Annotated in this window: 22 protein-coding genes and 1 pseudogene; 18 read left to right on the forward strand and 5 right to left on the reverse strand. The window is 69.0% G+C overall.

Annotated features, from left to right (window positions below):
* A partial coding sequence (locus AOJ26_RS17645; protein WP_234358586.1) for a hypothetical protein occupies positions 1 to 418 on the forward strand: 418 nt, incomplete at its 5' end.
* A 15-nt stretch (positions 419 to 433) separates the two neighbouring features.
* Here the strand turns inward: AOJ26_RS17645 and AOJ26_RS41915 are convergent.
* Positions 434 to 1,293, reverse strand: a protein-coding gene (locus AOJ26_RS41915) for an IS5 family transposase (RefSeq protein ID WP_234358587.1) whose coding sequence is annotated in 2 segments (ribosomal slippage) — positions 434 to 951 and positions 951 to 1,293 — 861 coding nt in all. Because the reading frame shifts where the segments join, the coding sequence is not laid out codon by codon here.
* Positions 1,278 to 2,175: pseudogene (locus AOJ26_RS41920) on the reverse strand (IS5 family transposase). The gene AOJ26_RS41915 and the pseudogene AOJ26_RS41920 overlap by 16 nt, the downstream one beginning before the upstream one ends.
* A 578-nt stretch (positions 2,176 to 2,753) precedes the next feature.
* On the opposite strand from AOJ26_RS41920, the gene AOJ26_RS17660 reads away from it, so the two are divergent.
* The 10 genes from AOJ26_RS17660 (at position 2,754) to AOJ26_RS17705 (ending at position 15,431) form a co-directional block, all read left to right on the forward strand.
* Positions 2,754 to 3,599 (forward strand): polyphosphate polymerase domain-containing protein, encoded by an 846-nt coding sequence (locus AOJ26_RS17660; RefSeq protein ID WP_179200351.1) that lies wholly within the window; start codon positions 2,754 to 2,756, stop codon positions 3,597 to 3,599.
* Positions 3,596 to 4,273: a DUF4956 domain-containing protein gene (locus AOJ26_RS17665; RefSeq protein WP_053849268.1), complete on the forward strand. Its 678-nt coding sequence runs from the start codon at positions 3,596 to 3,598 to the stop codon at positions 4,271 to 4,273. Before AOJ26_RS17660 ends, AOJ26_RS17665 begins: the two co-directional genes overlap by 4 nt.
* On the forward strand, positions 4,273 to 6,108 hold the full coding sequence (locus AOJ26_RS17670) for a CotH kinase family protein (protein WP_053849269.1): 1,836 nt from the start codon (positions 4,273 to 4,275) through the stop codon (positions 6,106 to 6,108). The genes AOJ26_RS17665 and AOJ26_RS17670 overlap by 1 nt, the downstream gene beginning before the upstream one ends.
* Positions 6,109 to 6,201: 93 nt before the next feature.
* Positions 6,202 to 6,948 carry a response regulator transcription factor gene (locus AOJ26_RS17675; protein ID WP_053849270.1) on the forward strand — a complete coding sequence of 249 codons (747 nt, stop codon included), beginning with the start codon at positions 6,202 to 6,204 and terminating at the stop codon, positions 6,946 to 6,948.
* Positions 6,948 to 8,519 (forward strand): sensor histidine kinase, encoded by a 1,572-nt coding sequence (locus AOJ26_RS17680; protein ID WP_053849271.1) that lies wholly within the window; start codon positions 6,948 to 6,950, stop codon positions 8,517 to 8,519. Before AOJ26_RS17675 ends, AOJ26_RS17680 begins: the two co-directional genes overlap by 1 nt.
* Before the next feature lie 30 nt (positions 8,520 to 8,549).
* The gene (locus AOJ26_RS17685; RefSeq protein ID WP_053849272.1) at positions 8,550 to 9,386 is read left to right on the forward strand and encodes a fumarylacetoacetate hydrolase family protein; all 837 of its coding nucleotides are present in this window, start codon (positions 8,550 to 8,552) and stop codon (positions 9,384 to 9,386) included.
* Between the two features lie 152 nt (positions 9,387 to 9,538).
* A complete protein-coding gene (locus AOJ26_RS17690) occupies positions 9,539 to 10,828 on the forward strand; it encodes a bifunctional glycosyltransferase family 2/GtrA family protein (RefSeq protein ID WP_078959938.1) in 1,290 nt (429 codons plus the stop codon).
* Positions 10,829 to 10,845: 17 nt separating this feature from the next.
* Entirely contained in the window at positions 10,846 to 13,104 is a 2,259-nt protein-coding gene (locus AOJ26_RS17695; protein ID WP_053849273.1) for an ArnT family glycosyltransferase, read from the forward strand.
* A 51-nt stretch (positions 13,105 to 13,155) separates the two neighbouring features.
* Positions 13,156 to 13,899, forward strand: coding sequence for a response regulator transcription factor (locus AOJ26_RS17700; protein ID WP_053849274.1), 744 nt, complete (start codon positions 13,156 to 13,158; stop codon positions 13,897 to 13,899).
* Positions 13,896 to 15,431 carry a sensor histidine kinase gene (locus AOJ26_RS17705; protein WP_053849275.1) on the forward strand — a complete coding sequence of 512 codons (1,536 nt, stop codon included), beginning with the start codon at positions 13,896 to 13,898 and terminating at the stop codon, positions 15,429 to 15,431. The genes AOJ26_RS17700 and AOJ26_RS17705 overlap by 4 nt, the downstream gene beginning before the upstream one ends.
* A 478-nt stretch (positions 15,432 to 15,909) precedes the next feature.
* Here the strand turns inward: AOJ26_RS17705 and AOJ26_RS43490 are convergent, their stop codons facing one another.
* Positions 15,910 to 16,065, reverse strand: a complete 156-nt coding sequence (locus AOJ26_RS43490; protein ID WP_159044309.1) for a hypothetical protein — start codon at positions 16,063 to 16,065, stop codon at positions 15,910 to 15,912.
* Between the two features lie 101 nt (positions 16,066 to 16,166).
* On the opposite strand from AOJ26_RS43490, the gene AOJ26_RS17710 reads away from it, so the two are divergent.
* From AOJ26_RS17710 to AOJ26_RS43495, 3 genes are all read left to right on the forward strand, one after another.
* On the forward strand, positions 16,167 to 16,667 hold the full coding sequence (locus tag AOJ26_RS17710) for a DUF2975 domain-containing protein (protein ID WP_053849276.1): 501 nt from the start codon (positions 16,167 to 16,169) through the stop codon (positions 16,665 to 16,667).
* Positions 16,667 to 16,900 carry a helix-turn-helix domain-containing protein gene (locus AOJ26_RS17715; protein ID WP_053849277.1) on the forward strand — a complete coding sequence of 78 codons (234 nt, stop codon included), beginning with the start codon at positions 16,667 to 16,669 and terminating at the stop codon, positions 16,898 to 16,900. Before AOJ26_RS17710 ends, AOJ26_RS17715 begins: the two co-directional genes overlap by 1 nt.
* 194 nt (positions 16,901 to 17,094) lie before the next feature.
* Positions 17,095 to 17,268, forward strand: coding sequence for a hypothetical protein (locus AOJ26_RS43495; RefSeq protein WP_159044311.1), 174 nt, complete (start codon positions 17,095 to 17,097; stop codon positions 17,266 to 17,268).
* Between the two features lie 267 nt (positions 17,269 to 17,535).
* Here AOJ26_RS43495 and AOJ26_RS17725 read toward each other — a convergent pair whose 3' ends face one another.
* The gene (locus tag AOJ26_RS17725) at positions 17,536 to 18,744 is read right to left on the reverse strand and encodes an alpha/beta hydrolase family protein (protein ID WP_199828851.1); all 1,209 of its coding nucleotides are present in this window, start codon (positions 18,742 to 18,744) and stop codon (positions 17,536 to 17,538) included.
* Positions 18,745 to 19,030: 286 nt separating this feature from the next.
* On the opposite strand from AOJ26_RS17725, the gene AOJ26_RS17730 reads away from it, so the two are divergent.
* Positions 19,031 to 20,248 carry a low temperature requirement protein A gene (locus AOJ26_RS17730; protein ID WP_159044312.1) on the forward strand — a complete coding sequence of 406 codons (1,218 nt, stop codon included), beginning with the start codon at positions 19,031 to 19,033 and terminating at the stop codon, positions 20,246 to 20,248.
* Between the two features lie 649 nt (positions 20,249 to 20,897).
* Here AOJ26_RS17730 and AOJ26_RS17735 read toward each other — a convergent pair.
* Complete coding sequence (locus AOJ26_RS17735; RefSeq protein WP_053849281.1) at positions 20,898 to 21,176, reverse strand: hypothetical protein; 279 nt, start codon at positions 21,174 to 21,176, stop codon at positions 20,898 to 20,900.
* A gap of 230 nt (positions 21,177 to 21,406) precedes the next feature.
* Here AOJ26_RS17735 and AOJ26_RS17740 point away from each other — a divergent pair, with 230 nt between their 5' ends.
* The 3 genes from AOJ26_RS17740 to tkt all read left to right on the forward strand — a co-directional run bounded on the left by AOJ26_RS17740 (position 21,407) and on the right by tkt (position 24,863).
* Positions 21,407 to 21,859 carry a hypothetical protein gene (locus AOJ26_RS17740; RefSeq protein ID WP_053849282.1) on the forward strand — a complete coding sequence of 151 codons (453 nt, stop codon included), beginning with the start codon at positions 21,407 to 21,409 and terminating at the stop codon, positions 21,857 to 21,859.
* Between the two features lie 9 nt (positions 21,860 to 21,868).
* Positions 21,869 to 22,534, forward strand: a complete 666-nt coding sequence (locus tag AOJ26_RS17745; protein WP_053849287.1) for an HAD family hydrolase — start codon at positions 21,869 to 21,871, stop codon at positions 22,532 to 22,534.
* A 91-nt stretch (positions 22,535 to 22,625) separates the two neighbouring features.
* Positions 22,626 to 24,863 (forward strand): transketolase, encoded by a 2,238-nt coding sequence (gene tkt, locus AOJ26_RS17750; protein ID WP_053849283.1) that lies wholly within the window; start codon positions 22,626 to 22,628, stop codon positions 24,861 to 24,863.
* The last annotated feature ends 20 nt before the right edge of the window (positions 24,864 to 24,883 follow it).

The following is a 24,883-nucleotide window of genomic DNA, read 5'->3' on the forward strand; positions in this document are numbered from 1 at the left end:
CATGAAAACCTATCTAAAACACCTTGATAAAGCGCAAAACACCCTCTTAGAGCGTGTCTCTTTATTCGTGGGCTACCCTCCGGCCATGGGTAAGTTTCTCGCTGTCCTGAACGGCGCGGCCGACAACGCTGACAAGGCGAAGTTCACCGAGCAGCAGCAGAGTGAGTTCATGAATGCTTGGGCGGTGTGGGCTCAGAAAAACGAGCACGCCCTGATCGATCCCGGGGCGCCACTCTTTCGAAAGAAGTTGGTGACGGCCCAGGGCGTCGAGGACTTCACTGACTCGAAGACCGGATACGCGATCGTGGAGGCCGAGACACATGAAGACGCGGCGCGGCTCTTCAGTGACCACCCTCATATCGCTTTGATGCCAGGGAACTCGATCGAGGTCCTCGAGTGCCCGCCTATCCCGTCCTGAGCTCTGCTTTCTTGCTCATCTTCGTGTCCAGATGAGGATGGCGGCGAGGTGCAGAGCTGCCTGGTAGGCGAGGGCGAGCTTGTCCGTGCGCATGGCCAGACCTCGCCACTGCTTGATCCGACTGATGCAGCGTTCGACCGCGTTGCGCTGCCTGTATGTCTCGGCATTGAAGGCGGGCGGTCGGCCCCCCGCACGGGCTCGGCGCAGACGGTGGCCAACCTGGTCGGAGGGCTGAGGGATGATCGCACGGATCCCACGCCGACGAAGGTGATCCCGGATCGCGCGAGATGAGTACGCCCGATCCGCCAGGACGGCATCCGGCCGGGTCCGTGGTCTTCCGGGCCCGACTCGCGGAACACGGATGCCAGCCATGATGGCCTCGAAGGCCGGTGCATCGCCCGCCTGACCTGCGGTGACACGCAAGGCCAGCGGCCGTGCTCGGCTGTCGCTAGCAAGGTGGACTTTCGTGCTCAGGCCGCCGCGCGAACGTCCGAGGCCGTGATCGTCGGGTTCTGCCGTGTCCGGTGCCCCTTTTTCCGGGCTCCGGCCGCATGCTGGTGAGCCCGGCAGACGGTCGAGTCCACCGATACGGTCCAGCCGATGTCCTCGCCGTCGTCCGCCACCGCCAGGACAGCGCAGAGGATCCGTTCCCAGGTTCCATCCACGGCCCACCTGATCAGTCGTTTGTGCGCTGTCTGGAACGAGCCAAGCTCGTCCGGCAGGTCCCTCCAGGGCGAGCCGGTGCGGTACTTCCAGGCGATGGCCTCAAGGGTTCGGCGGTGGTCGGCCCATCGTCGCCCCCGGGCTGGATCGGCCGGCATCAATGGCGCGATCCGGTCCCACATCGCATCAGTGATCACTAACCGAACGGACATGTCTGATCAACTGCCAAGCCAACCAAAGAGACACGCTCTAGGTGGTGTCCGCAATGACAGGGCAGCCAAAGTTGCAGGCAGGCGATGGTGACCAGCGCCTGGTAGTGGCGAGCGAGTTTGTCGTAGCGGGTGGCCAGGGCTTTGTTGTGCTTGACCCTGCTGAAGCAGCGCTCGACGACGTTGCGGCGCCGGTAGGCGGCACGGTCGAGCCGGCAACGGCTCTCACCGCGCCGGATGCGGCCGTTGGGTCTGGTCGCTCAGGAATCGTCGCCTTGATGCCGCGACGACGCAGGCAGGAGCGGATCTTCGTCGACGAGTAGCCCTTGTCGGCAACGACACGTTCGGGCCGGGTCCGGGGCCTCCCGGGCCCGCAACGGCTGGCGCTGATGCGGGTCATGACCTGCTCGAACTGGGTGCGGTCGTTGACGTTGCCGCCGGTGAGCGTGAAGGCTGGCGGGCGGCCCTGCCCGTCGCGGGCGAGGTGGATCTTCGTGGTCAGCCCGCCGCGGGACCGGCCGATCGCCTCACCCGGCCAGAGCCCCCTTTTCGGGCCCCGGCCGCGTGCTGGTGAGCCCGCACCGTCGTGGAGTCCACGCACACGACCGTCCAGTCGACAGCACCGACGGCGTCGCAGTACTGCTGGACGTGGGCCAGCAGCCGGTCCCAGGCGCCGTCGGCGGACCAGCGACGGAAGCGTTCGTAGACCGTCTTCCACGGGCCATAGCGTTCGGGCAGGTCCCGCCAGGCAGCCCCCGTGGACAGCTTCCACAGGATCCCGTTGACCACCTGACGGCGATCCCGCACTGGACGACCCATCCGCGGCGGGGCGAGCAACGGCTCGATCACCGCCCACGACTCATCGGTCAGCTCATGACGACGCACCACGAAAGGACCAACGCCCCAACCACTTTGCGGACACGACCTAGGCGATGAGAGCACTAGACATGGTGCGGGATGACGAAGCCTGGTGGCCGGTCGGGGCGGCTCGGCTTCCTGCCCCACCCCGGTCTGCGCGGCGCGCTCGGCCCGCAAGGGGACAGCCCTTGCGGAGCCTCGGCAATGGACCTGGCCGAAGGCTGCAGGAGATCTAGAAGGCGCGGCAGGACTGGATGACGGCGGCGCGGTTCAGTGAGGTGAAGGGGTAAGACAGTGCTCGACTGGCCGCTCCGGAGCAACCACCGTTGCCGTTGAAGCTGCGGGGCACGGTGCGTTGACCCTCTTACCCCTGCGCCGCGCTGTGTCTGCTTGCTCCCGACGCGCGCCGTTCACCTTCTGGCCATCTCAAGTACTCCTGGAATTACCTCGCAATTCTCAGCGGCTTCTCACATCACGCCGGTTTCGTTTACTTCGCCGCCCGACAGGGCCGTACGACGAAGGAGGCACAGGTGGCACTACCGGTGACCACACGGCGGAGGTCGAAAGGCCGGGAGGAGGATCAGGACCCGGCGCAGGACCAGCCGTTGCATGTGGCCAGCAGGCTGCACGCTTTCAACAGGTTCGAGCTGAAGTACCTCGTGCCGGTCGAGCAGGCAGCCGAGATCCGCGACGAACTGGCCGAGCGGATGGACCGTGATCTGAACAGCCCTGTCGGAGGCTACGGCGTCTGGAGCCTGTACTACGACACCCCGCAACTGCGGTTTTACTGGGAGAAGATCGAGGGCCTGAAGTTCCGGCGCAAGCTGCGTGTCCGCCACTACGGTGACCTGGACGGCGTCACCGACGAGTCGCCGGTCTGCGTGGAGATCAAGCAGCGCGTCAACCGGGTCACGCAGAAGCGCCGGATCACCCTTCCCTACGGGGTCGCCCGGCAGCTGTGCGACGGGCGGGAGCTGGTGGAGCATTCGCCCGCGGAGCGGGCTTTCATCCACGAGGTCCTCGACCTGGTCATACGGCTCAACCTGCAGCCCACCGCGATCACCGGTTATCAGCGCGAGGCGCTGGTCGGCCGGAACGCGGACACCGGACTGCGGGTGACCTTCGACCGCCGTATCCGCGGCCGCGACCGGGACTTCCACTTCGGCATCGCCACACCCGAGAACCGGTTCACCATCCCGCCCCACATGTCGGTGATGGAGATCAAGGTCAACGAGCGCACCCCGCACTGGATCACGGACCTCGCCGCACGCCGGAACCTCAACCTGATCCGGGTCTCCAAGTACGTGCAGTCCGTCGAGGCGTTCGGGCTGGCTCCCCGGTCCGTCTTCCACGTCAACGAGGCGGACTATCCGCCGCCCACCCCCACCGAGCAGTCGCTGCCCCAGCAGCGGCCGGCGCCCGAGGCGCCCCTGAAAGCAGGAGCACAGTGAACTTCGATCTGCAGGAACTCAGCGGTACGTTCAGCGTCACCGACGTGGTCGCGGCCATGGCGCTGTCGTTCATCCTCAGCACGATGATCGGTTACGTCTACCGGTACACGCACCGCAACGTCTCCTACAGCCAGTCCTACGTCCAGACCCTCGTCATCGTCGGCATGATCGTCGCGCTCATCATGCTGGTCGTGGGATCCAACCTGGCCCGCGCGTTCTCGCTGGTCGGAGCCCTCTCCGTGGTTCGGTTCCGGAACGCGGTCAAAGAAACCCGGGACGTCGGCTTCATCTTCCTGGCCATGGCCGTGGGCATGGCCGCCGGCGCCCGTTTCTACACCCTCGCCGCGGTCGCCGCGGTCGTGATCAGCGTGGTCATCGTCGTGATGTACAAGTTCGACTGGTTCGCGCTGAACGTGCAGCGCCAGGTCGTCAAGGTCCAGGTTCCGGCCGGCGAGGACTACTCAGCGGACATCCGTGACGTCCTCATCCGCTACACCACCGAGTTCGAGCTGGTGAGCACGGAGACCATCCGTGGCGGGGCGCTGACCGAAGTGTTCTACACGGTGCGCATGAAGAAGGGCACCGAGCCCAGCGACCTGGTGACCGCGCTCCAGGAACGCACATCCGGCCAGCGGGTGACGGTCCTGACCGGTTATGACACGACCGACCTGTGATGAGCGACAGCGCGCCGGTACGCAGGCCACGGCGGCTGCGGGACCGTCTCCCCGTACGGTTGCGGCACCATTGGAAGCCGGCCGCGGCCTTGTGCGCCGGTCTGGCGGTGATGGTCTATGTCTTCGGCGACGCCCGCATATCGCCGTATGTCACCTCGTCCTCCGTGGTGGAGGCCGACGTGATCACGGACGACGTGCGGGGCACGGTCGATCTCTATGACACGTCGGTGGCCCATACCGTCCAACTCGAGTACGACCAGACCGAGTTCACCAAGATGATGAAGGAGTTCCGGGAGGACGGCACCAAGGAGTACATCGAGGCCGACCTCACCATCGACGGCGTGTATCTCGAGGACGTCGGGATCCGCCTGAAGGGGAACTCCACTCTGATGTCCCTGCGCGGAAACAGCCAGGGCATGCCCGGTGGCGGCCGGACCATGCCGGACGGAGCCGCACAGGGCGCCCCGGTCCCGTCGCAGGACGACGGGACCGGGGGCCGGGACCGCGGCCAGGACAACGGCGGCGGTCCCGGCGAAGCTGCCGGAGCCGGTGGTGCCGGCGGTGGTATGGCCGGTGGTCGGGGCGGGATCACGCAGTACAACCTCTCGGAGAAGAAACCGGAGGAGCTGCCCTGGCTCATCAAGATCGACGAAATCGTCGAGGGCCGTGCCTACCAGGGCGAGCGCGAGATCTCGCTGCGCCCCGGCAGCAACGGCCAGGTACCGGTGAACGAGGCACTCTCGTTGAACCTGACGGAGACCAGCGGCCAGAAGAGCGAGCGGTACGCCTTCACGTCGGTGAAGGTCAACAACCGTCCGGTAGCCACCCGGTTGATGGTCGAGAGCCCGGACACGGAGTACGCCGAGTCCATCGGTGAGGGCAACGGAGTCCTTTACAAGGCGCGGGCCGGTGGCAGCTTCGAGTACAAGGGTGACGATCCGACCGACTACGAGGACTCGTTCGAGCAGCTCAACAAGGTCGGCAGCCAGGACCTGGAACCCGTCATGAAGCTCATCAAGTGGGCGAACAAGGCATCGGACGAGGAGTTCGAGAAGGAACTCGACCAGCACGTGGACGTCGAGTCACTGGCCACGTACCTCGCGGCGCAGAATCTGTTGATGAACTTCGACGACATGGCCGGACCGGGCAAGAACTACCTGCTCTGGTACGACCTGGACACCAAGAAGTTCTCGGTCCTCGGGTGGGACTACAACCTCACCTTCAGCGGTGACGCGACGTCGGGGCCGGACGACGACATGAGCATGGGCGGAGCCTTCGGAGGCGGCGGCGCAGCCGGTCAGGGCGACCAAGGCGGCCAGGGCACAGCCGGCCAGGGGACGCAGAACGCGCCCTCTGGTGCGCCGTCCGGGATACCGGAGGGGCTGCCGTCGGGAATGCCCACCGGGATGCCAGAGGCGATGCCGTCGGGGATGCCCGAGAACCTGCCGGAGGGAATGCCTTCGGGCATGCCGTCAGGGATGCCCGGCGGCCAGAACGGCCAAGGTGGCCAGAACGGCCAAGGTGGCCAAGGCGGTCAGGGCGGTCAGGGCGGCCAAGGTGACGGCGGCGGGTTCGGCGCCATGATGGGCCACCCCTTGAAGGAACGCTTCCTGGACTCGGACGCCTTCGATCCCGTCTACAAGAAGGCCTACAAGGAGCTGTACGAGAAGTTCTACGGCTCCGGGACCGCTGTGAAGGCGCTGAACGACCTCGCCCAACAGGCGGAGAAGGCCGGAGCCGACGGGAAGGAGCTGGACTCCGCTGTCAAGAAGCTGCGTACGACGGTAACCCAGCGCATCGAGGCGCTGAGCAAGAACAAGGAGGTTACCGGCTGATCTCCGGCGCCCCGGACGGCAGTTCCTTCCCCCGTGGGACGCCGTCCGGGGCGTTCGGTGCCCTTCGACCCCCGCACCAGCGAAGGAAGTTCCATGCCCGTCGCGCCGTCGGCTTTCGCGCCGCCCAGACACCACGTGCTCGTGGTCGAGGACGACCCCAGCATCCGGACCCTGCTCACCTCCGCCCTGCACGCCGCCGGATACGCGGTGCACACCGCCGACACAGGACAGACGGCCATGTTCGAGGCGGGCCGCAGTCGTCCGGACCTCATCCTGCTGGACGTGGGTCTCCCGGACATCGACGGTTTCGCGGTGACCCGGCACCTGCGCGCGGAGGGTGTCTACACCCCCGTGCTGTTCCTGACGGCCCGTACGGATGTCGAGGACCGCATCATCGGCCTCAGCTCCGGCGGGGACGACTACGTCACCAAGCCCTTCCACGTGCAGGAGGTACTGCTGCGCATCCGAGCCATCCTGCGGCGCAGCGACATGCCACCCGGGGGCGGGGCCAGACGCCCGCCCCTGCGGTACGCCGACCTGGTCCTGGACGAGCAGACCCACGAGGTGTCGCGGGCGGGCCTGCCGATCCAGTTGTCGCCCACCGAGTTCCGGCTGCTGGTCTGTTTGCTGGCGCAGCCGGAACGGGTGGTGGGCAAGAAAGAGATCTTGTCCGAGGTCTGGCACTACGACTTCGCCGGTGACGCCCGCATCGTCGACACCTACGTACGCAATCTGCGGCGCAAGATCGACAGGTTCGAACCGCAGCTCATTCAGACGATCCGCGGTGTCGGCTACTGTCTGCGCGTCGCCCGTCCCGGACCGGGGGCGACGGCGCGGTGATGCTTCGGCTCAGGAGACTGCAACCGCGCTCCCTGCGGGCCCGGTTGGTCCTCGGTGCGACCCTGCTGGCCACCTCGGCGGTGCTGCTCTGCCAGGCGGCGGGGCTCGTCGTGCTGCACACCTGGCTCACGGACCAGGTCGACGGACGGCTCAGCCGTTTCCAACCGGTGGCCGAGTGGGACCGGGACGTCGTCGACGGCCGGACGGCGCAGGGGACGTCCGACACGGACAGCAACGGCCTGCCCTCGGACTACCGGGTGTACTTCTACGACAGCGCCGGGCACCGGATGGCCGAATCGCTGGGCGGTGACGAGGGCGGTGCCGGGCCGCGGCTGCCCTCGTCGGAGTCGGCACTCGGTCTGCGCGACGGCCGGCCCGTCACGTTCGCCGCGGTCGACGGCGGCAGCGACTGGCGGGTGATCGCCCGGTCCGGGTCCGACGGCACGAGGGTGGTGGTGGCGCTGCCTCTCGAAGAGGTGGACGAGGCCACGGTCAGGATGCTGTGGTTCAGCCTCGCCGTGGGGGTGGCCGTTGCCGTCGGCGTCATTCTCTTCGGCAGCCTCGTCGTGCGCATGGGGCTACGGCCGCTGGCCGGGGTCGAGCGCACCGCCCGGCGCATCGCCGACGGTGAGCTGGAGCTGTGTGTACCGGACCGGCACGGGGTCACCGAGGTCGGCCACCTCAGCCGTGCCCTGAACACCATGCTCGACCGGTTGCGCACCGCGCTGCACCGCGCGGAGGCGTCGGAGCAACGGCTGCGCCGCTTCCTGGCGGACGCCGGCCATGAACTGCGAACTCCCCTCACGTCTCTGCAGGGCTTCGCTGAACTCCTGGTGCAGGAGCCGGAGATGAGCCTGGAACGACGCCAGGAGGCACAGCAGCTGATCGTGCGGAACGCCGACCGGATGAGCCGTCTCGTCGAGAGCCTGTCCCAACTGGCCAGGCTCGGTGAGGTACCCGTGACGCGGTGGCAACCAGTCGACCTCCTCTCTCTCGTGGCCGACGGCATCGCTGCCGTCGCCGTGCGACACCCCGGGCGCAGCATAGGACTTGGTGCTCTCGCCGATCCCGAGGACGACGCCCGCGTGAACGAGCTGGACGTCGTCGAGGCCGTCGGCGACCCGCATCAGTTGGCGCAGATCCTGTCGAATCTGCTCACCAACGCGTGCGTCCACACTCCGACCGGGACTCACATCCAGGTGCGCGTCGGCACCTTCCGAGTCCGTCCACACGGGCCGGGCACGACGGGAGCGGGCCGTACCAGCGCCAACGCTCCGCTCATGCCCGGCACTCGGGTCTGTGCCGTCGAGGTCGCCGATGACGGGGCCGGCCTTGCCGAGTCGCACGCGCGGCGGGTGTTCGAGCGGTTCTACCGTGCCGATGCGGCCGAGCGGGCCGCGGCAGCGGGGTCCGGCCTGGGGCTTGCGATCGCCGCCGGCGCCGCGGAGGCCAACGGCGGACGTCTGGAACTCGAGGCCAGGCCGGGCGAAGGCTGCACGTTCCGTCTGCTCCTGCCGTATCAGCCCGCCGTTGCAGCGGCGGCTGCCCCGGCTTCCCACACCTGCGTATAGGGCCGCATCGCTACAAGAGGAGTGCCACCGGTGAAGCTCAGCACCGTACGACTGGGACATGGCCGTACAGCCGCCGCACGTCTGCAGAAGAAGCACTGCGTGGTGCTGCCCTACCCGGACGTCGGGGCGCTGATCGCCTCCGGCGAGGACTGGCGGGGACGGGCCGCTGAGGAAGCCGGTGAACGCCACCGGCTGGACGACATCTCGTACGCGCCCCTCATCACCCGGCCGAGCAAGATCGTTCGTGTGGGACCCAACTACGCCGCACGGGTACGAGAGACAGGTACCTCCTTCCCCACCGTTCCGGTGTTCTCCGTGCGGCAAGGCGGCCAAGGCGTTGCCGGTGCCCGCGACGCCATCTGCCTGCCGGCCGAGGGACGGAACGTGGACTGGGGCGTGGAGTTGGGCCTGGTGATCGGGTGCCGGACCCGTGGGGTCTCGGCCCGGACGGCGCTGCGCCATGTCGCGGGCTACACCGTCGTCAACGGCGTCGTCGCGCGGAGCGACTCGGGGAGCGCCCCCGCGGCGGGACTGTTCACGGACGTGACCCTGGTGGGCCCCGCCATGGTCACCACCGACGACGTGCCGATGGGCGGCCGCGGTCTGACGATGAGCTGTGTCATCGACGGGCGGGTCCGCCAGAAGGCGAACACCTCGCAGCTGATCTTCGACGTCGCCACCGTCATCGCCCATGTCAGCACCGTGATCACGCTGCTGCCCGGAGACCTGATCACGATGGGCAGACCGGCCGGATGCGGCACCGTTCGCGAACCCGAGGTCCTTCTGTATCCCGGTGTGGACATGGTCACCGAGATCAAGGGTGTCGGGGAACTCAGGAACTCCGTGGTGCGGTCGTGTCCGCAGTGAACCGTGGGAGCGCTTTCGGCCATAGATCTGACTCCCCGTCAGTTCCCAGCGTTCTTTCCCCGCCTCCACAGGCAGGGCGGCAACAGTGAGGTCGCGGCCCGGACCAGGGCCTCAGAGCCGCAGTCTGCCGTCCCCTCACGCCTGAGGAAGCCATGACTCCCACCCCCCACCTCACCGAGACCACCGCCCGCCCGGAGCGCTTGGCCCCGTTCCAGCAGGTCGAGCGGTCCCTTCACGCACAGGCCGGTACCGCGACGGTCGACATCGTCGTGCCGGTCTACAACGAGGAACGCGCCCTGCCCGGCTGCCTTCGCACACTCCACGCCCGGCTGTCGGCGGACTTCCCGTTTCCGTGGCGGATCACTGTCGCCGACAACGCCAGCACCGACGAGACCCTCGCCACCGCCCGTCGCCTCGCCGACGAACTGCCGGGCGTCGGCGTCGTTCACCTCGACCGCAAGGGCCGCGGGCTCGCCCTGCGCACCGTCTGGGGCGCGAGCGACGCGGACATCGTCGTGTACATGGACGTGGACCTGTCCACCGGCCTCGACGGGCTGCTGCCGCTGGTCGCGCCGCTGGCCAGCGGTCACTCGGACCTCGCCATCGGTTCCCGGCTGGCACCCGGGTCGCGGACGGTGCGCGGCCCGCGCCGCGAGTTCATCTCCCGCTGCTACAACGGCATCATCCGGCTCACGCACGGCGTCCGGTTCACCGACGCCCAGTGCGGATTCAAGGCGGCCCGCACCGAGGTGCTGCGGCCGCTGCTGCAGGTGACCCGCGACGACGCGTGGTTCTTCGACACCGAGTTGCTGCTGCTCGCCGAGCACAACGGACTGCGTGTCCACGAGGTCCCCGTCGACTGGGTCGAGGACGTCGATACCCGGGTGGACATCGTGGGCACCGCCACGGACGACCTGCGAGGGCTGTGGCGGATGGCGCGGTTCAAGGCATCCGGCGGCGCCCGGGTCGACGTTCCGTCTCGCCCCGCACCGGCCGCCGAGCACCCCGACGCGGTCCTCGCACCCGCTGCCCGACGGGGCGCGTTGTCCTGGGAGGTCGGCTGCTTCCTGGCGATCGGTGTCGCCTCCACGGCCGGGCAGGCGCTGCTGTACTGGCTGTTGCGCGGTTGGTGGAGCCCGGCCGTCGCCAACCTGGTCTCGCTGTTCGTCCTCACCGTCCTCAACACGGAGGCGAACCGACGCCTCACCTTCCGGTACTCCACTGCTCCGCCCGTGCGGGCGCACCTGGGCGCGGGGGGCCTGTTCGTCCTGGGATACCTGGTCACTTCCGGTGCGGTGCTGTGGTTCAAGTCGATCGACCCCGGGGCCTCGACAGCCGCGGAGACAGCGATCCTCGCCACGGCATCCGTCGCGGTCACCTGCGTGCGCTTCGCCGTGCTGCGGCTGGCCGTCTTCACCAGCGCCCCCCGCCGTACCCGTTGACGAGAGCGACTTCCGACATGAGCAACCCCACGCACCTCAAGCCCGTACCGGCCGCCTCGCCCCCCGATGATTCGCCTGCGTTCATCCGCGCGCTGCCCGCCTGGGCAGCACCGGTCGCGCTCGGAGCGATCCTCGTGCTCGCGGCCGTCCTGTACGGCTGGGCACTGGGCTCCCTGGGATGGGCCAACAGCTACTACTCCGCGGCCGTGAAATCGATGGGGGAGAGCTGGACCAACTTCCTCTTCGGCTCCTTCGACCCGGCCGGGGTGGTCACGGTCGACAAACCGCCGGCCGCGCTGTGGCCGCAGGTGATCAGCAGCAAGATCTTCGGGCTGCACGGCTGGGCGCTGGTGCTGCCGCAGACGATCGAGGGCGTGGCGGCGGTCCTCGTCCTGCACCGCACAGTGCGGCGCTGGGCGGGGGAGGGGGCGGCGCTGGTCGCCGCACTGGTGCTCACTCTCACCCCCATCACCGTGGCCATCAACCGGGACAACAACCCCGACACACTGCTCGTCCTGCTGCTGGTGTCCGCGGCGTACGCGCTCACCCGCGCGTTGCAGGCCGAGGGCAGGACCGCGACCTGGTGGCTGTGTGCGAGCGGCTTCCTGATCGGGTGCGGATTCCTCACCAAAATGCTCGCCGCCTGGATGGTCATTCCCGCGTTCACTCTCGCCTGGCTCGTGGGAGAAAGCGGCCCCTGGATACCGCGAGTGCGGCGTCTGCTGGGCGCGGGGGCCATCCTGGCGGCGTCCTCCTTGTGGTGGGTCGCCATGGTCGCCCTGTGGCCGGGCGACCGCCCGTACATCGGCGGCAGCAAGGACGGTTCGGCCTGGGATCTCGTGGTCGGCTACAACGGGCTGGGCCGGGTCTTCGACTCGAGCGACGGGATGTCCCAGAGCATGGGCGGGTTCGGCGGCGGGTTCGGTGGCGCGTCTGGCCTGGGCCGGTTGTTCAACGCGCAGGTGGGCGGCCAGATCAGCTGGCTGCTGCCGGTCAGCGCGGTCGCTTTGGCCGTCGCCCTGGCCGGCGTGGTGATGCGCCGACGCGGCATGCTGTCCGCCGACGCCCTCCTGCCGGCCTCCGGCTGGCTGCTGTGGGGGACCTGGCTGGTGGTCTGCGCGGCCGTGTACTCGACACAGAAGGGCATCTTCCACCCCTACTACACCACTCAGCTCGCTCCGGCGATCGCCGCCCTGTGCGGTGGACTGACCGCAGCCCTGGTCCGTGCCCACCGTGCCGGCGTGCGCTGGGCGCCCCTGGTGGGCGTGGCCGCGGTCGTGATCAGCGCGGTCTGGGCCGTGGCACTGATCCGCCGTGACTCCGACTGGAACGGCTGGCTGGTGTGGCCGGTCCTGCTGCTCGGCTGCGCCGCGGTCGTCCTGCTGCTCCTCGCGAGGCGGCGCGGCCGGCTGCTGACGGTCGCCGTGGGTGCCGCCGTCGCGTCGGTCCTGGTGGCCCCGGGAGCATGGGCGGTCAGCGTACCGGGCTCGACATCCGCGATGGGCGGCTCCAACCCGACGGCCGGTCCGACGACGTTGGGCTTCGGCGGGGGCGGCCGCATGCCCCGGCAGAGCGGGAACGACGGTGACCTTCCGTCGGGGATGCCGTCGGGGATGCCCTCGGGCTTCCCGGGTGGTGACGCGCCTTCGGGACAGTCCGGTCAGCCCTCCTCCGGCGATGTTCCTTCGGGAATGCCGTCAGGAATGCCGTCCGGTATGCCCACAGGGGGAGCGAACGGCATGCCCGGCATGTCGGGAGGCTCGACCTCGGGAGGCAGCGGCATGCCGTCGTTGCCCGGCGGCGGTTCCGGGAAGGCCCCGAGCGGACGCGGCGGCTTCGGCGGCGGCGGGGAACTGACCAGCGAGCAGCGCAAGATCCTCGACTACGCCGTGGAGCACGCACCTAACGCCCGCATCAAGCTCGCCGTCGAAGGCGGTGCCATGGCCGCCAGCTCCTTCATCCTGGGCTCCGACGAGACCGTCATCGGCATGGGCGGTTTCACCAGCAGCGACAACGCGCCGTCGGTGGACCAGTTGGCGGAGTGGACGAAGAGCGGGGAACTGCGCTACGTCCTGGGCTCCGACACGAACAGCGGCGGCAGGCCGGGCATGACCGGGTCCGGCAACTACAGCAAGCAGCGTTCCGACTGGATCGCCGACAACTGCACCAAGGTTCAGGCATCGGCGTACAGCGGCACGTCGTCGAAGACGAGCAGCGGCAGTGCGATGGGCTTCGGAGCAGGAGCCGACGTGCTCTATGACTGCGCCGCCGACTAGGCGACGCCGCAGCAACGGGGACCACCGGGGAGAACGGACTAGCATCACGTCATGACCGAGCAGTCCTCAACGGCTCGTCCGCGACATCGGCTGCTCGTCGTCGAGGACGAGCCCAGCATCCGCACCCTGCTGGAGGCGACGCTCCGCCTGACCGGATACGAGGTGAGCAGCACCGACACCGGACAGTCCGCCCTCGTCGAGGTCGAACGCCTGCGACCACACCTGGTGCTGCTCGACGTGATGCTGCCCGACCTGGACGGCTTCGAGGTGACCCGCAGGCTGCGGGCGGCGGGGGACGAATGTCCGATCCTGTTCCTGACCGCCCGCACCGGCACCGACGACCGCATCCAGGGCCTGAGCGTCGGCGGCGACGACTACGTCTCCAAACCGTTCAGCATCGAGGAGGTGCTGCTGCGTATCGAGGCCATCCTGCGCCGCACGGCACCGGTGGACGTGGCACTCCCACCACCGAGCGTCCTGCGCTACGCCGACCTCGAACTCGACGAGGGCGCTCACGAGGTGCACCGCGCGGGACAGTACATCGCCCTGTCCCCGACCGAGTTCAAGCTCCTGGCCTACCTCCTGTCCAACGCCGGCCAGGTGGTGAGCAAGATCCAGATCCTCGACCACGTCTGGAGCTACGACTTCGCCGGCGACGCCAGGATCATCGAGACGTACGTCCGCTACCTGCGCAAGAAGATCGACTGCTTCGAGCCGCCGCTCATCCAGACCGTGCGCGGCGTCGGCTACTGCCTGCGGCTGCCCCGCGACCACGAGGGGACGCCGGAGCAGTGATCCCGCGCCTGCCCCGGCCACCCGGCTCACTGCGACAACGACTGATCCTCGGCGTCACCGTCCTCGCCACGGCGGCGGTACTGACCTCCCAGGCCATCGGCTACGTGGTGCTCCGCTCCTGGCTGCTCGATCGCGTCGACCAGCAGCTGGTGGAGTTCCACCCCCCGACCCCGGCCTTCAACGACGCCCTCCGTGGCGCCCTCCCCGCGCCGGCCGAGCGCCCGGACGTACTGCCGTCGGATTTCCACGTCTACTTCTACGACTCCTCCGGGCATCGCCTGAACAACTCCCTCGGCACGGAGGAAAAGCCGGGGCCTCGGCTGGCCGATCAGGCGCAGGACCTCGGCCTGAGGGACGGTCATCCGGAGACCGTGTCCGCCATCAGCGGTGACGGCCGCTGGCGGGTACTGCTCAGCCCTGGCCCGGACGGCATGAGCGCGGTGGTGACCCTGCCGCTCGACACCGTCGACGGCGCCACCTCGAAGCTGTTGTGGCTGAACGCCGTGCTGCTCGCCGTCACGATCGCCGGCCTGCTGGCCCTGGGCCGGTGGGTGGTGAGGCTGGGGCTGCTGCCCCTGACCAGGACGGAGCGAACTGCCCAGGACATCACCGCGGGCCGGCTCGACCTGCGACTGCCGGACACCGACCCGCGCACCGAGATCGGACGACTGGGCCGGGTGTTGAACTCCATGCTCGACAGACTGCAGACCGCCCTGCTGGCCCGCGAGGCCTCCGAGGCGCGGCTGCGCCGGTTCGTCGCGGACGCCGGGCACGAACTGCGCACTCCGCTCACCGCCATCCAGGGGTACGCCCAGCTCGCGCTGCGTCCGGAGCGGCGCCCGGAGCGTGAGTTGCGGGAGGCCAACCGGTTCATCGCGCAGAACGCGGAGCGCATGAGCCTGCTCGTCGACGACCTCCAACTGCTCGCCACCCTGGACCGCGAACCCTCCTACCGCAGAGAACGGGTCGACCTGCTCTCGCTCGCGGCGGACGCGGTGAGCGCGGCCGCCGTCCACAGCCACTCCCACCCCGTCGACCTCGGCCCGCTGCCCACTCCGGCAGATCCGGGCGGCACCGAGGAACTCGAGGTGGCCGAGACCGTCGGCGACCCGCACCGCCTGGGCCAGATCCTGGAGAACCTGCTGTCCAACGCCCGCACCCACACGCCGCCGGGCACCCGTGTCCACGTGAGGGTGGGCACGACAGAGACCGGACCCGGAACCGGCGGCACCGACAGACCGGGACGGACCTCCGCCTCGCCGCCGCTCCCGGAGCGCCTCCCGGTCAGCGTGATCGAGGTGGCGGACGAAGGACCGGGTCTCGCCCCCGTCGACGCCGAGCACGTCTTCGAGCGCTTCTACCGGGCCGACCCCGCCCGTTCCCGCAACCACGGCGGGAGCGGCCTCGGCCTCGCCATCGCAGCGGCCATCGCCCAGGGCCATGGCGGTCGTCTCGAACTCGACACCGTCCCGGGCGAGGGCTGCACCTTCCGCCTGGTCCTCCCCGCAGCAGACTTCGGGCAGGGCCGTTGATGAGTCGGTGCCAGAGGTGATGCGCGGTGCTCGCGCCGGTACGGGCGTCCGACGTTCCGACAGACCGTCGGCCACGACGCGTCATGGCTGCGCCGAGGGTTGTCAGGCGCCGGCGGCGGGCGGCTCCGGGCGAATCCGCCGTCGGTGCGCTCCTGCCGCCGGGGCCGGTGCAGGGCTCTCGTCCTTGGTCGCGGCCTGATTGACGCGCGGGTAGCGCGGCAGGAGGAAGATCAGCAGGAGAGCGCGTTGTACGGGACCTGCGGAATCGACCGGGCTGAGGATCATAGTCGCTGGCATGCCACAACTCCCAGGTGCAGGCGCAATACGACATGCGACGTGCTGTACGCCGTGCAGGGTGTCGCACCGCCAGGCACCCCCGACCAGCACCCTCAAATGCGCACACCATCTGCCGCCCGCTTTGTCGAGGCCAGGTCCGAGATGGTCAGCTGCTGCTCACCTGGTGCTGGCCGTCGTTGGTTCAGCGGGCGCCGTCGCCGCCTCCCAGCTCCGAGAACGCGGTTTCCGGGCTGATCAGGGAGAACCCGATGAAGCTGTGCACAAAGGACAGCGGCAGCCGTGAGGTGAGGTTCTCGACGGTGTCGGTCAGGTCGACCGTCCGCTCGTCCAGACTCATGTGCTCGGTCAGGAAACGGAGTCGCCCGGCGGGATGCCACCCCTGGCGTCACTTATCGAGAAACGATAGATTAGTGTCGTATCTCGATGGGAGGAGTGGTGATGGGGAAGCAGGCTGTTCTTGCGCTGCGTGCGGTGATCGTGGCGCTGTTCGGCGGCTGCGTCGTCGTGCAGGGGGTGCTGGTGACGCTCATGGTCCGTGACCTGTCCGGTGCCGGTGGCGGCGGAGTGCTTCCCCGGGCGGCAGCGGTGATGCTGATCGTGGTGCTGGGAATCGTGTGTGCCCAGACGGTCCTGTGGTGTGTATGGCGGCTGTCGACGTTGGTTCGGCGTGGCACGGTCTTCACCCCGTCCGCCTTCCGGTACGTCGATGTGGCGGGCGGTGCTTTCGCGGTGGCTGCGCTGTTGTTGTGGGCGCTGGGGGTGGTGCTGGCGCCGGGTGAGGCTGTCGCTCCGGGTGTCGTGCTGCTGATCGGTGTGGTGGGCCTGGGCGTTGCCGGTGTCGCTCTGGTGGTGTTGGTCCTGCGCATCCTGCTGGCTCAGGCGGTCGCGCGGGATGCCGAGGCGTGCCGGATGCAGGCCGAGCTGGCGGGGGTGATCTGATGCCGATCGTCGTCGACATCGATGTGATGCTGGCCCGGCGCAAGATGTCGGTCGGGCAACTGGCCGAACGGATCGGGATCACCCCGGCCAATCTGGCGGTGCTGAAGAACGGGCGGGCCAAGGCCGTTCGTTTCGCCACCCTGGCCGCCCTGTGCGAGGTGCTGGAGTGTCAGCCCGGCGACCTGCTGCGCTTCGAAGCCGCCGAGCACCCCGACCCCGTCCCCGCCCCGTGACCGGCAAGCGATGGATAGACCCCGGCCTGCCCAGTCACCGTGACAATCCCGGTGGGGCAGCCGGCGCCTCGGGGTAATCGGACCCGGCGCCGGAGAGGGCTGAGTCCCAACGCGGGCTCGTTGCCTCCGTTGGTCATGACCGCGCATCTCGGCGCGCGTGTCATGCAGCTGCGTCGTCGCGAAGGTGCAGCAGCATGCTGGTTCCGTCAGTGGTGAATGAGGCCGGAAGTGTCCTGGCCGCGGTGCGTGACACGGTCGGGATAGCTGCGGGAGAAGCGGAGCATCCCGATGATGAGAAGGACCGGGACGGCCATGCCGAGAAGGATGTCACCGGCATGGCTGTCGACGGCGGCCGCGAGGGTCCGTGAGACTCCCAGTCCGGTGATGGCAAGGCCCCATCTGACGCTGGGGACGTGATTGATCCGTTGGAACACAGGGGCGTCCCACTGCTCCCGGGCACGGTCTGGCGGGCGAACTGTTCGGTGAACGGCATGACCGGGACGAGCGCGAGGACGACAAGTCCGAGCACGATGCCCACTCCCGCGCCGCACCAGGTGGCGAGCCAGGAGTGGTCGTCCTTGCCGAGTGGCGAGCACGAGCGCGGAGACCTTCACGGCCGCTCCTTACGGACTCGGTCAGTCGGCGCGGGTCGGCAGGTGGTCGGCGAGGTAGTCGAGCATGGCGGTGTGGGTCAACCGGCGTCCGGTCGGCTGGCAGTGCCCATTAGCACCCAGGCCCTGCGTGAACTCCATGAGTTGCTTCGCGCCGGGCAGCAGGTCGAACAACTCCCGCGGCTGGCCGGGGAAGAACTGCTCGTCGGCCGGATCGAGAACCAGCAGGGGAGTGGTGATGTATTCGACGACGTCGCGGACCTGGTACTGGCGTACCTCGTTGAGCAGGTCGAACAGGTTGTCCGACGCGTACGGCTTGCTGCGGAAGGCCAGCGTGCGGGCACGGGCCGGGTCGGCGTGCGCGCGCACCAGCGCGTCGAACTCCTCGCGCCGGCCCGCGTCCAGCAGCTCCAGCAACGGCTGGGGCAGGGCCGCCGTCCAGGAAGCGCTGACGTCCACGACACCCGGATCGGTTACGGCGGCCCGTAGACGGTGCTCGAAGGCCAGCGCGCGGGTGATCCAGTAGCCGCCCTGGCTGATGCCGTACCCGACCAGCGCCTGCCCGTTCACGTCGGCGCGGTCCGCGAGCGTGTCGATGACCGGGGTGAGGACCGCTTCCCAGTCCGGCCTGAACGGCACCTGGTGCTCGAAGAGCATCGACTGCTGGCCGGGGCCGTCGAAGAGGAAAGCGTTCCATCCGCGCGCCAGCGCCTCGCTCGCGCCGTAGCTCAGCAGGCTCGGCAGCGTGCCGTCACTGCCGTTGGTCACCACCAGGGTCGGACGCGCGGCCCCTGAGGCGTCCGGGCGCAGCAGGTAGCCGGGCAGTTCACGGCCCTCGTAGGGGACCGGGACGCGGACGTGACGGCCGTTGGAGACGTCGACGGCACGGTCCCAGCACGCGCGGTGGGTGCGGAAGGTGGGAAGGAACACGGACTGGTCGGTCATGCCGTCGATGAACACAGTGGCCTTGCCGTAGTACTGCGAAGCGGCCACCAGCGCCCACCAGGCGGTGTCCGCATGGCCTGCGGCGAGTGCCCGCTCGCCGCGGGCGGCGAAGTCGGCCGCCAGGCTGGTCCAGGCCTCGAACCAGCTCTGTGCGTCACCGTCGGCGATGCGGTCGATGGTCGCCAACACCGGTCCGATGTCCCCCACTCCGCACGCCGCGGCACCGAGCATGATGCGCGCCTCGTAGTCGAAGTCGCTGTCTTCGAACAGCCCGCCCGGAGCGGTCAATCGTCTCTTCTGTGCCATCGGCGCCCGGCATTTCCCGGACCGCGCACACCACACCGCCGTGATCCGACACCGGCGATCGGACGCCTGCCCGTCGTGGAGGGGAAAGACGATGCATCTGTCCTCACGGTAGTGCGGGCAGCGACCGCGCGCGCAGTGAACCGTGCAGGGTCAAACTTCTCAAGGCTCCGGAGCCGGCTGGTGACGGGTCTGCGGCACGGGCGGACGCGTCGACACCGATCGCGCCGCTTTGCGGGGGTTCATGCTTGGGCGGCAGTACGGTCCGCATGTGCACCCACAGACTTCTGAACCCTCCCTCCCGGCCCCGGCAGGTGCTCGGCATGCCTCGTGGCTGGAGCTGTTCTTCGACCTGGTGGCGGTCGCGGGTGTCGCGCAGCTCGCCCACCTGCTCCACGGTGACCCCGACGCCCGGGACGTAGGCCTGTACGTGGTGCTGTTCGCTGCGTTCTGGACCGTATGGATCTCCTTCACGCTCTACGGCAACGTGGCCGCGGAGACGACGAGAACCCGCACCCTGCTCCTGGGCATGGCGTGCCTGACCGTCATGGCAGCGGCCGTCCACGGAGTGCAGGAAGGGGACCGGGGCAGGACGTTCGCCGTCGCCTATGTGGTAGCCCGGCTCATCGCGGGCCGCGTCTGGGAGCACCGGCACCAGCGGGTGCGGGGCTGGCCGGCTGCCCGCTTCACGGCCGGCGTCACACCGTGGGTGATGTCCCTCTGGGTGCAGGAGCCGGCACGGCCGTGGCTGTGGGCCGCGGGCCTGGCGGTCGACCTGCTCCTCGCCGTCACGGTCCCGGCACGCCGCGGCGACGGTCACCCAGGCCGACGGGTCGAGCAGCGTGCGGCATCGGTGGATCCTGCTTCCCCGGCTGACGGGAAGTTCTCGGAGGGGGCCGGCAAAGAGACCCTGGCGCGGGTCGATGTCGAACATCTCACCGAGCGGCTGGGACTGTTCGTCCTGATCGTCCTGGGCGAGGGCGTCTACCAGTTGGTCGACGGGGTCTCCGAGGGCCCCTGGGACACCGCTCGTAGGCTGAGTGCCCCAGCGGCCTTCCTGACTCTCGTCGTGATGTGGTCCCTGTGCCTGCGTCGAGGCCTGGGCGGCATTCCGCTCCTGCGTACCCCACCCGCCCTGGGCGCCGTCCTGGCCTTTCACTGCTGCACGGCCGCGGCCGTCGCCGCACTGGGCGCCGGCCTTGGAGGCGTCGTGGCCGACCTCGGCGACACCCGCCCCGACCAGAGCCTGATCATGGCGGCGGGAGCCGGCGCCTACATCCTCATCGCCGCCGGGGCAGGCATGCGGAACACCTCCGGCAGGACGACCTGGCTCCTGGCCGGGGTACTTCCCGCTGCTGCGCTGTGCACGACGGTCGCGCTCACCGCCGACGCGCTGCCGTCGGCCCGCCAGGCATGGGTGATCACCGCCTCCATCGCCTGGCTGTCCGCTGCCGCACGCACCATCTTCCCCGCCTGCGATCCGGGATGACCGTCCCGTCCGCTCCCGCCATGACCCATTGCCGAAGAAGCTGCGCAAGATCTCAGGCCTTCGCAGTGGTGCGCAGGCCGCAGGCAGAGCTGCAACCCCCGATACGAGGTAGGCGCGGGGTGTCGGCTAGGGAAGAACACGGACCTGGGGGCATACCAGTCCTTGGCCGGCCCTGCCCACAGGCCACGTGTCCCCGTTAGCGCCCACATACGTGAGGGCCGCGGCCGATCCGCGGGATCAGGTCCGAGGTAGGGATCTCGTCTTCCTCCCCGATGTTCAGTCCGGCGCGGTGGAGGAAGACGGTCATGTCCCAAAGGCTGTAGGCGCGGCCGACGGGTTGTTGTGAATGGGGACCAGACGGCCGCCCTTGGGCGTCACTGCCGTCTGGCACCTCGCCGACGTGGTCGCCCCCGACCACAGTGGAGGACACCCACCGGCCAGGGGCCGACCACGGCAGGTCAGCGTGCTGGTGAACTGACGTTGGCGGTGGTGGGGGTTGATGCTCAGGTGCCTGATGCCGGTGGTGCTGCTTGGGTCTCGTGCTTCTCTGGTCAACACGATGTGTGGGCCCCTGTCGTCTGCTCTTCGGAGCGGGCGGCGGGGGCCGATGCTTGTCTCCGCCCCGTGGTGGGGCAGGCGCTGGCGCAGGTCAGCCGGCCTTCTGTTCGCGCAGCTCATGCACGGTGGCGGTCAGCGTGCCGTCCTGCTGCTCATAGTGGGACAGGGCGACGCCGAGGCCGAAGAAGGTGGGCGCCCATTCGCCGACGAAGATGCCCCAGCGGTCTGCGCGGGCGAGGTCGGCGTGGCTGCCGGGTTCGCCCTTGAGGCTGGTTGCCCAGGTGAGGACGGACAGGCCGATGGAGACCATGGCTGCGGTGTAGGCGTGTTCGCTGCGGATGCCCATGTCGTGCATTTTCTTGATGATCATTGGCTGCTCCGTTCGGGGAGGGGCGTTCATTGGACGGTGTGCCCCTGCGAGAAACTCCCATTCGGAATATTTGCCACATATGTTCTTTTCTGGCGGCTGCGCGGATGCGATCGTGCTGCCCGCGATGCGCTGGCCGGACGAGGTCCGCGATCCGGCCGCCGTCGACCCACCGCACGAGACAGTCTCGGAGGAGGAGCTCGACGGGGCGCTCGGCCTCATCGACTGCATAAGTGCAGGACGACCTCGAGGAACCTGGGTTGACCGGCACCTACACCGATGCCCTCGCGAAGATCATCGAGTCGAAGCGGGAGGACAAGCCGCTTCCCGACACTCCGGAGGCAGAGCAGCCGGGCAAGGTCTTCGATCTCGTGGCCGCTCTGACCGAGTCCGTCCAGCAGGCCAAGGCCTCCCGCGGCGAGGACGCCCACGCCGACGTCGACGAGATGCCGAAGAAGAAGACCGCGAAGAAGCGTCGAGCCCGCAGGCATCGGCCAAGACTTGGCTCCTGCGTCGACTGGCGTCGGTGTGACGTCCCGCTCGTGCTTTGCTGCCCCACCCGGCGGACAACGGCCAGCGTCGCACCTGAGCAGCAGTGCCCGGGGAGTGGCCGGGAGCCGGTGACCGTGTCGACGATCGCCTTGTTGGTCTTGCGGACTTCGTGTGGGTACAGGGGTGGTGGGTAGCCGGTGGAGGTGACCGAATCCGTCATCGCCGTCCTCGATATCGACGGGACGCTCATCGATTCCAACTACCATCATGCGCTCGCCTGGTACCGGGCACTGCGCTCGGTGGGCGAGATCCATCCAGTGTGGCGGCTGCACCGGCTGATCGGGATGGGCGGAGACCAGGTGGTCACCGCTGTCGGTGGCGAGGAACTGGAGCGCCGGGTCGGAGACCGGGTGCGGGAGCAGCAGGGCAGGGAGGTCGATGCGCTGCTGGAGGAGATGGCGCCGTTGCCCGGTGCGCGCGATCTGCTTCTGACCGTAAAGGAACGCGGTCATCGGCTGGTGCTGGCCAGTTCCGCTCAGCAGCGCCACGTGGACGTCTTTTTGGACATGCTGGACGCCCGCGGCATCGTCGATGACTGGACTACCAGCGCCGATGTCGAAGAGTCCAAGCCCGCGCCGGACCTGCTGCAGGTGGCGCTGAAGAGGCTGGGCGCGCCGTCCGACTCGTCGAGTGTGATGGTCGGCGACTCGGTGTGGGACGTTGAGGCGGCGAAGAGAGCGGGAATGCCGGCGATCGTCGTCCGCTCCGGCGGCTTCGGGGACGACGAGCTGCGCAAAGCCGGGGCCATCGACCTCTACGACACCCCCGGCGACCTCGCTAAGGCGCTGGACGACACCCCACTCGCCTGACGCCCCCGCTGTCGACGGCCGGGTGCGGCGCATGCCGGTTCGGCCAAGTGGCTCGAGTGTTCACCGCCCACCCCAAGGAGCACCGAAACCGATGACCGCCCATGAGACAGACTCCGCCACGGGAACGAAGAGCACTCGCCCCGAGGCGCCCGCCGAGGCTGCGAGCGACGCGCCCACCGGCACTCCTTCCCAGACGCACCCCACCCTCCCCGAGGGAATGGACGATCTCGACCGCCGTGCGATCGATACCGTGCGAGTGCTGGCGATGGACGCCGTGCAGAAGACTGGCAATGGCCACCCCGGCACCGCGATGAGCATGGCGCCCACGGCCTATCTGCTGTTCCAGAAGTGGCTGCGCCACGACCCGGGCGATCCGAACTGGATCGGCCGCGACCGCTTCGTCTTGTCGATGGGGCACTCGAGCCTCACCCTGTACATCCAGCTCTTCCTCTCGGGTTACGGCCTTGAGCTCTCCGATCTCAAGGCGCTGCGCACCTGGGGCTCCCTGACCCCGGGCCATCCCGAGGTCAACCACACACCGGGTGTGGAGACGACGACCGGTCCGTTGGGCCAGGGCGTCGGCAACGCCGTCGGCATGGCGATGGCCGCCCGCCGCGAGCGGGGCCTGCTGGACCCCACCGCTGCTGAGGGCGAGAGCGTGTTCGACCACACCATCTGGGCGTTCGCCTCCGACGGTGACCTGGAGGAGGGCGTCAGCGGCGAGGCGTCATCGCTGGCCGGCACCCAGGAGCTGGGGAACCTGGTCCTGATCTACGACGCCAACCGGATATCGATCGAGGACGACACCGACGTCGCGTTCACCGAAGACGTCGGCAAGCGGTACGAGGCCTACGGCTGGCACGTGCAGCACGTCGACGACGGCGAGGACCTGGCCGGGGTCGACCGCGCGCTGGCCGCCGCCCGGGCCGAGACCGGCCGCCCGTCACTGATCGTGCTGCACACGATCATCGGCTGGCCAGCGCCGAACAAGCAGAACACTGGCGCTGCCCACGGATCGGCACTGGGCGAGGACGAGGTCCGGGCGACCAAGGACATCCTCGGCTTCGACCCCGACCAGACCTTCGACGTCGATCCGGAGGTACTCGAACACGCCCGTCAGGTCACCGGGCGAGGCGCACAGGCGCACGCGGCATGGCAGCGGCGCTTCGACGCCTGGCAAGCCGCCAACCCCGAGGGCGCCGCACTGCTGGAGCGGATGTCCACCCGCCGACTCCCGGAAGGCTGGGCGGACAATCTGCCGACGTGGGACGCCGATCCGAAGGGCGTGGCTACCCGGAAAGCCTCCGGCGAGGTCCTCGCCGCGTTGTACCCGGTGCTGCCGGAGCTGTGGGGCGGTTCGGCCGACCTGGCGGAGAGCAACAACACCGCCGTCAAGGGAGAGGCCTCGTTCCTGCCCGAGCACCGGCAGACCAAGATGTGGTCAGGCGGCCCCTACGGGCGGACGCTGCACTTCGGGGTCCGCGAGCACGCCATGGGCGCGATCATGAACGGCATCGCGCTGCACGGCGGCACGCGCGTCTACGGCGGCACATTCCTCACCTTCTCCGACTACATGCGCGGCGCGGTGCGGTTGGCCGCGCTCATGCAGCTCCCGGTCACCTATGTGTGGACGCACGACTCCATTGGGCTGGGCGAGGATGGCCCCACCCACCAGCCCATCGAGCACTTCGCGGCGCTCAGAGCCATTCCCGGCCTGGACTTCGTCCGCCCGGCCGACGCCAACGAGACGGCGGTGGCGTGGCGCACCATCCTTGAGCACAACGACCGCCCGGCCGGGCTGGCGCTGTCCCGGCAGAACCTGCCCGTCTTCGACCGCACGTCGTTCGCGTCGGCCGAGGGCGTCGTCAGGGGCGGCTACGTGCTGGCCGAAGCCTCCGGCGGCACCCCCGAAGTCATCCTGCTGGGAACCGGCTCCGAGGTACAGATCGCCATCGCCGCGCGGGAAACGCTGGAGGCCGAGGGCATCCCGACGAGGGTCGTGTCACTGCCGTGCTGGGAGTGGTTCGCCGCCCAGGACCGCGCATACCGCGAGCAGGTACTGCCGCCCACGGTGCGCGCGCGGGTGAGCGTCGAGGCAGGCGTGCCCATGGGCTGGCGGGAGTTCGTCGGTGACGCCGGCCGGATCGTCGGCCTGGACCACTACGGCGCCAGCGCTGCGTACACCGTGCTGTACGAGCAGTTCGGGCTCACGGCCGACGCGGTCGTCGCCGCGGCCCGGGCAAGCCTTGCCGCCGTAGAGGCGCCACCGGCGGCTCCCACCGGCCCGGACAGCGCAGGCGTCCTGCACGCTCCCACCGGTGATCGCTGACCCACCGGCCAACCCCGCCC

The organism is Streptomyces sp. NRRL B-24085, from assembly GCF_001282115.1.
In the GTDB taxonomy this organism is placed as follows: Bacteria; Actinomycetota; Actinomycetes; order Streptomycetales; family Streptomycetaceae; genus Streptomyces.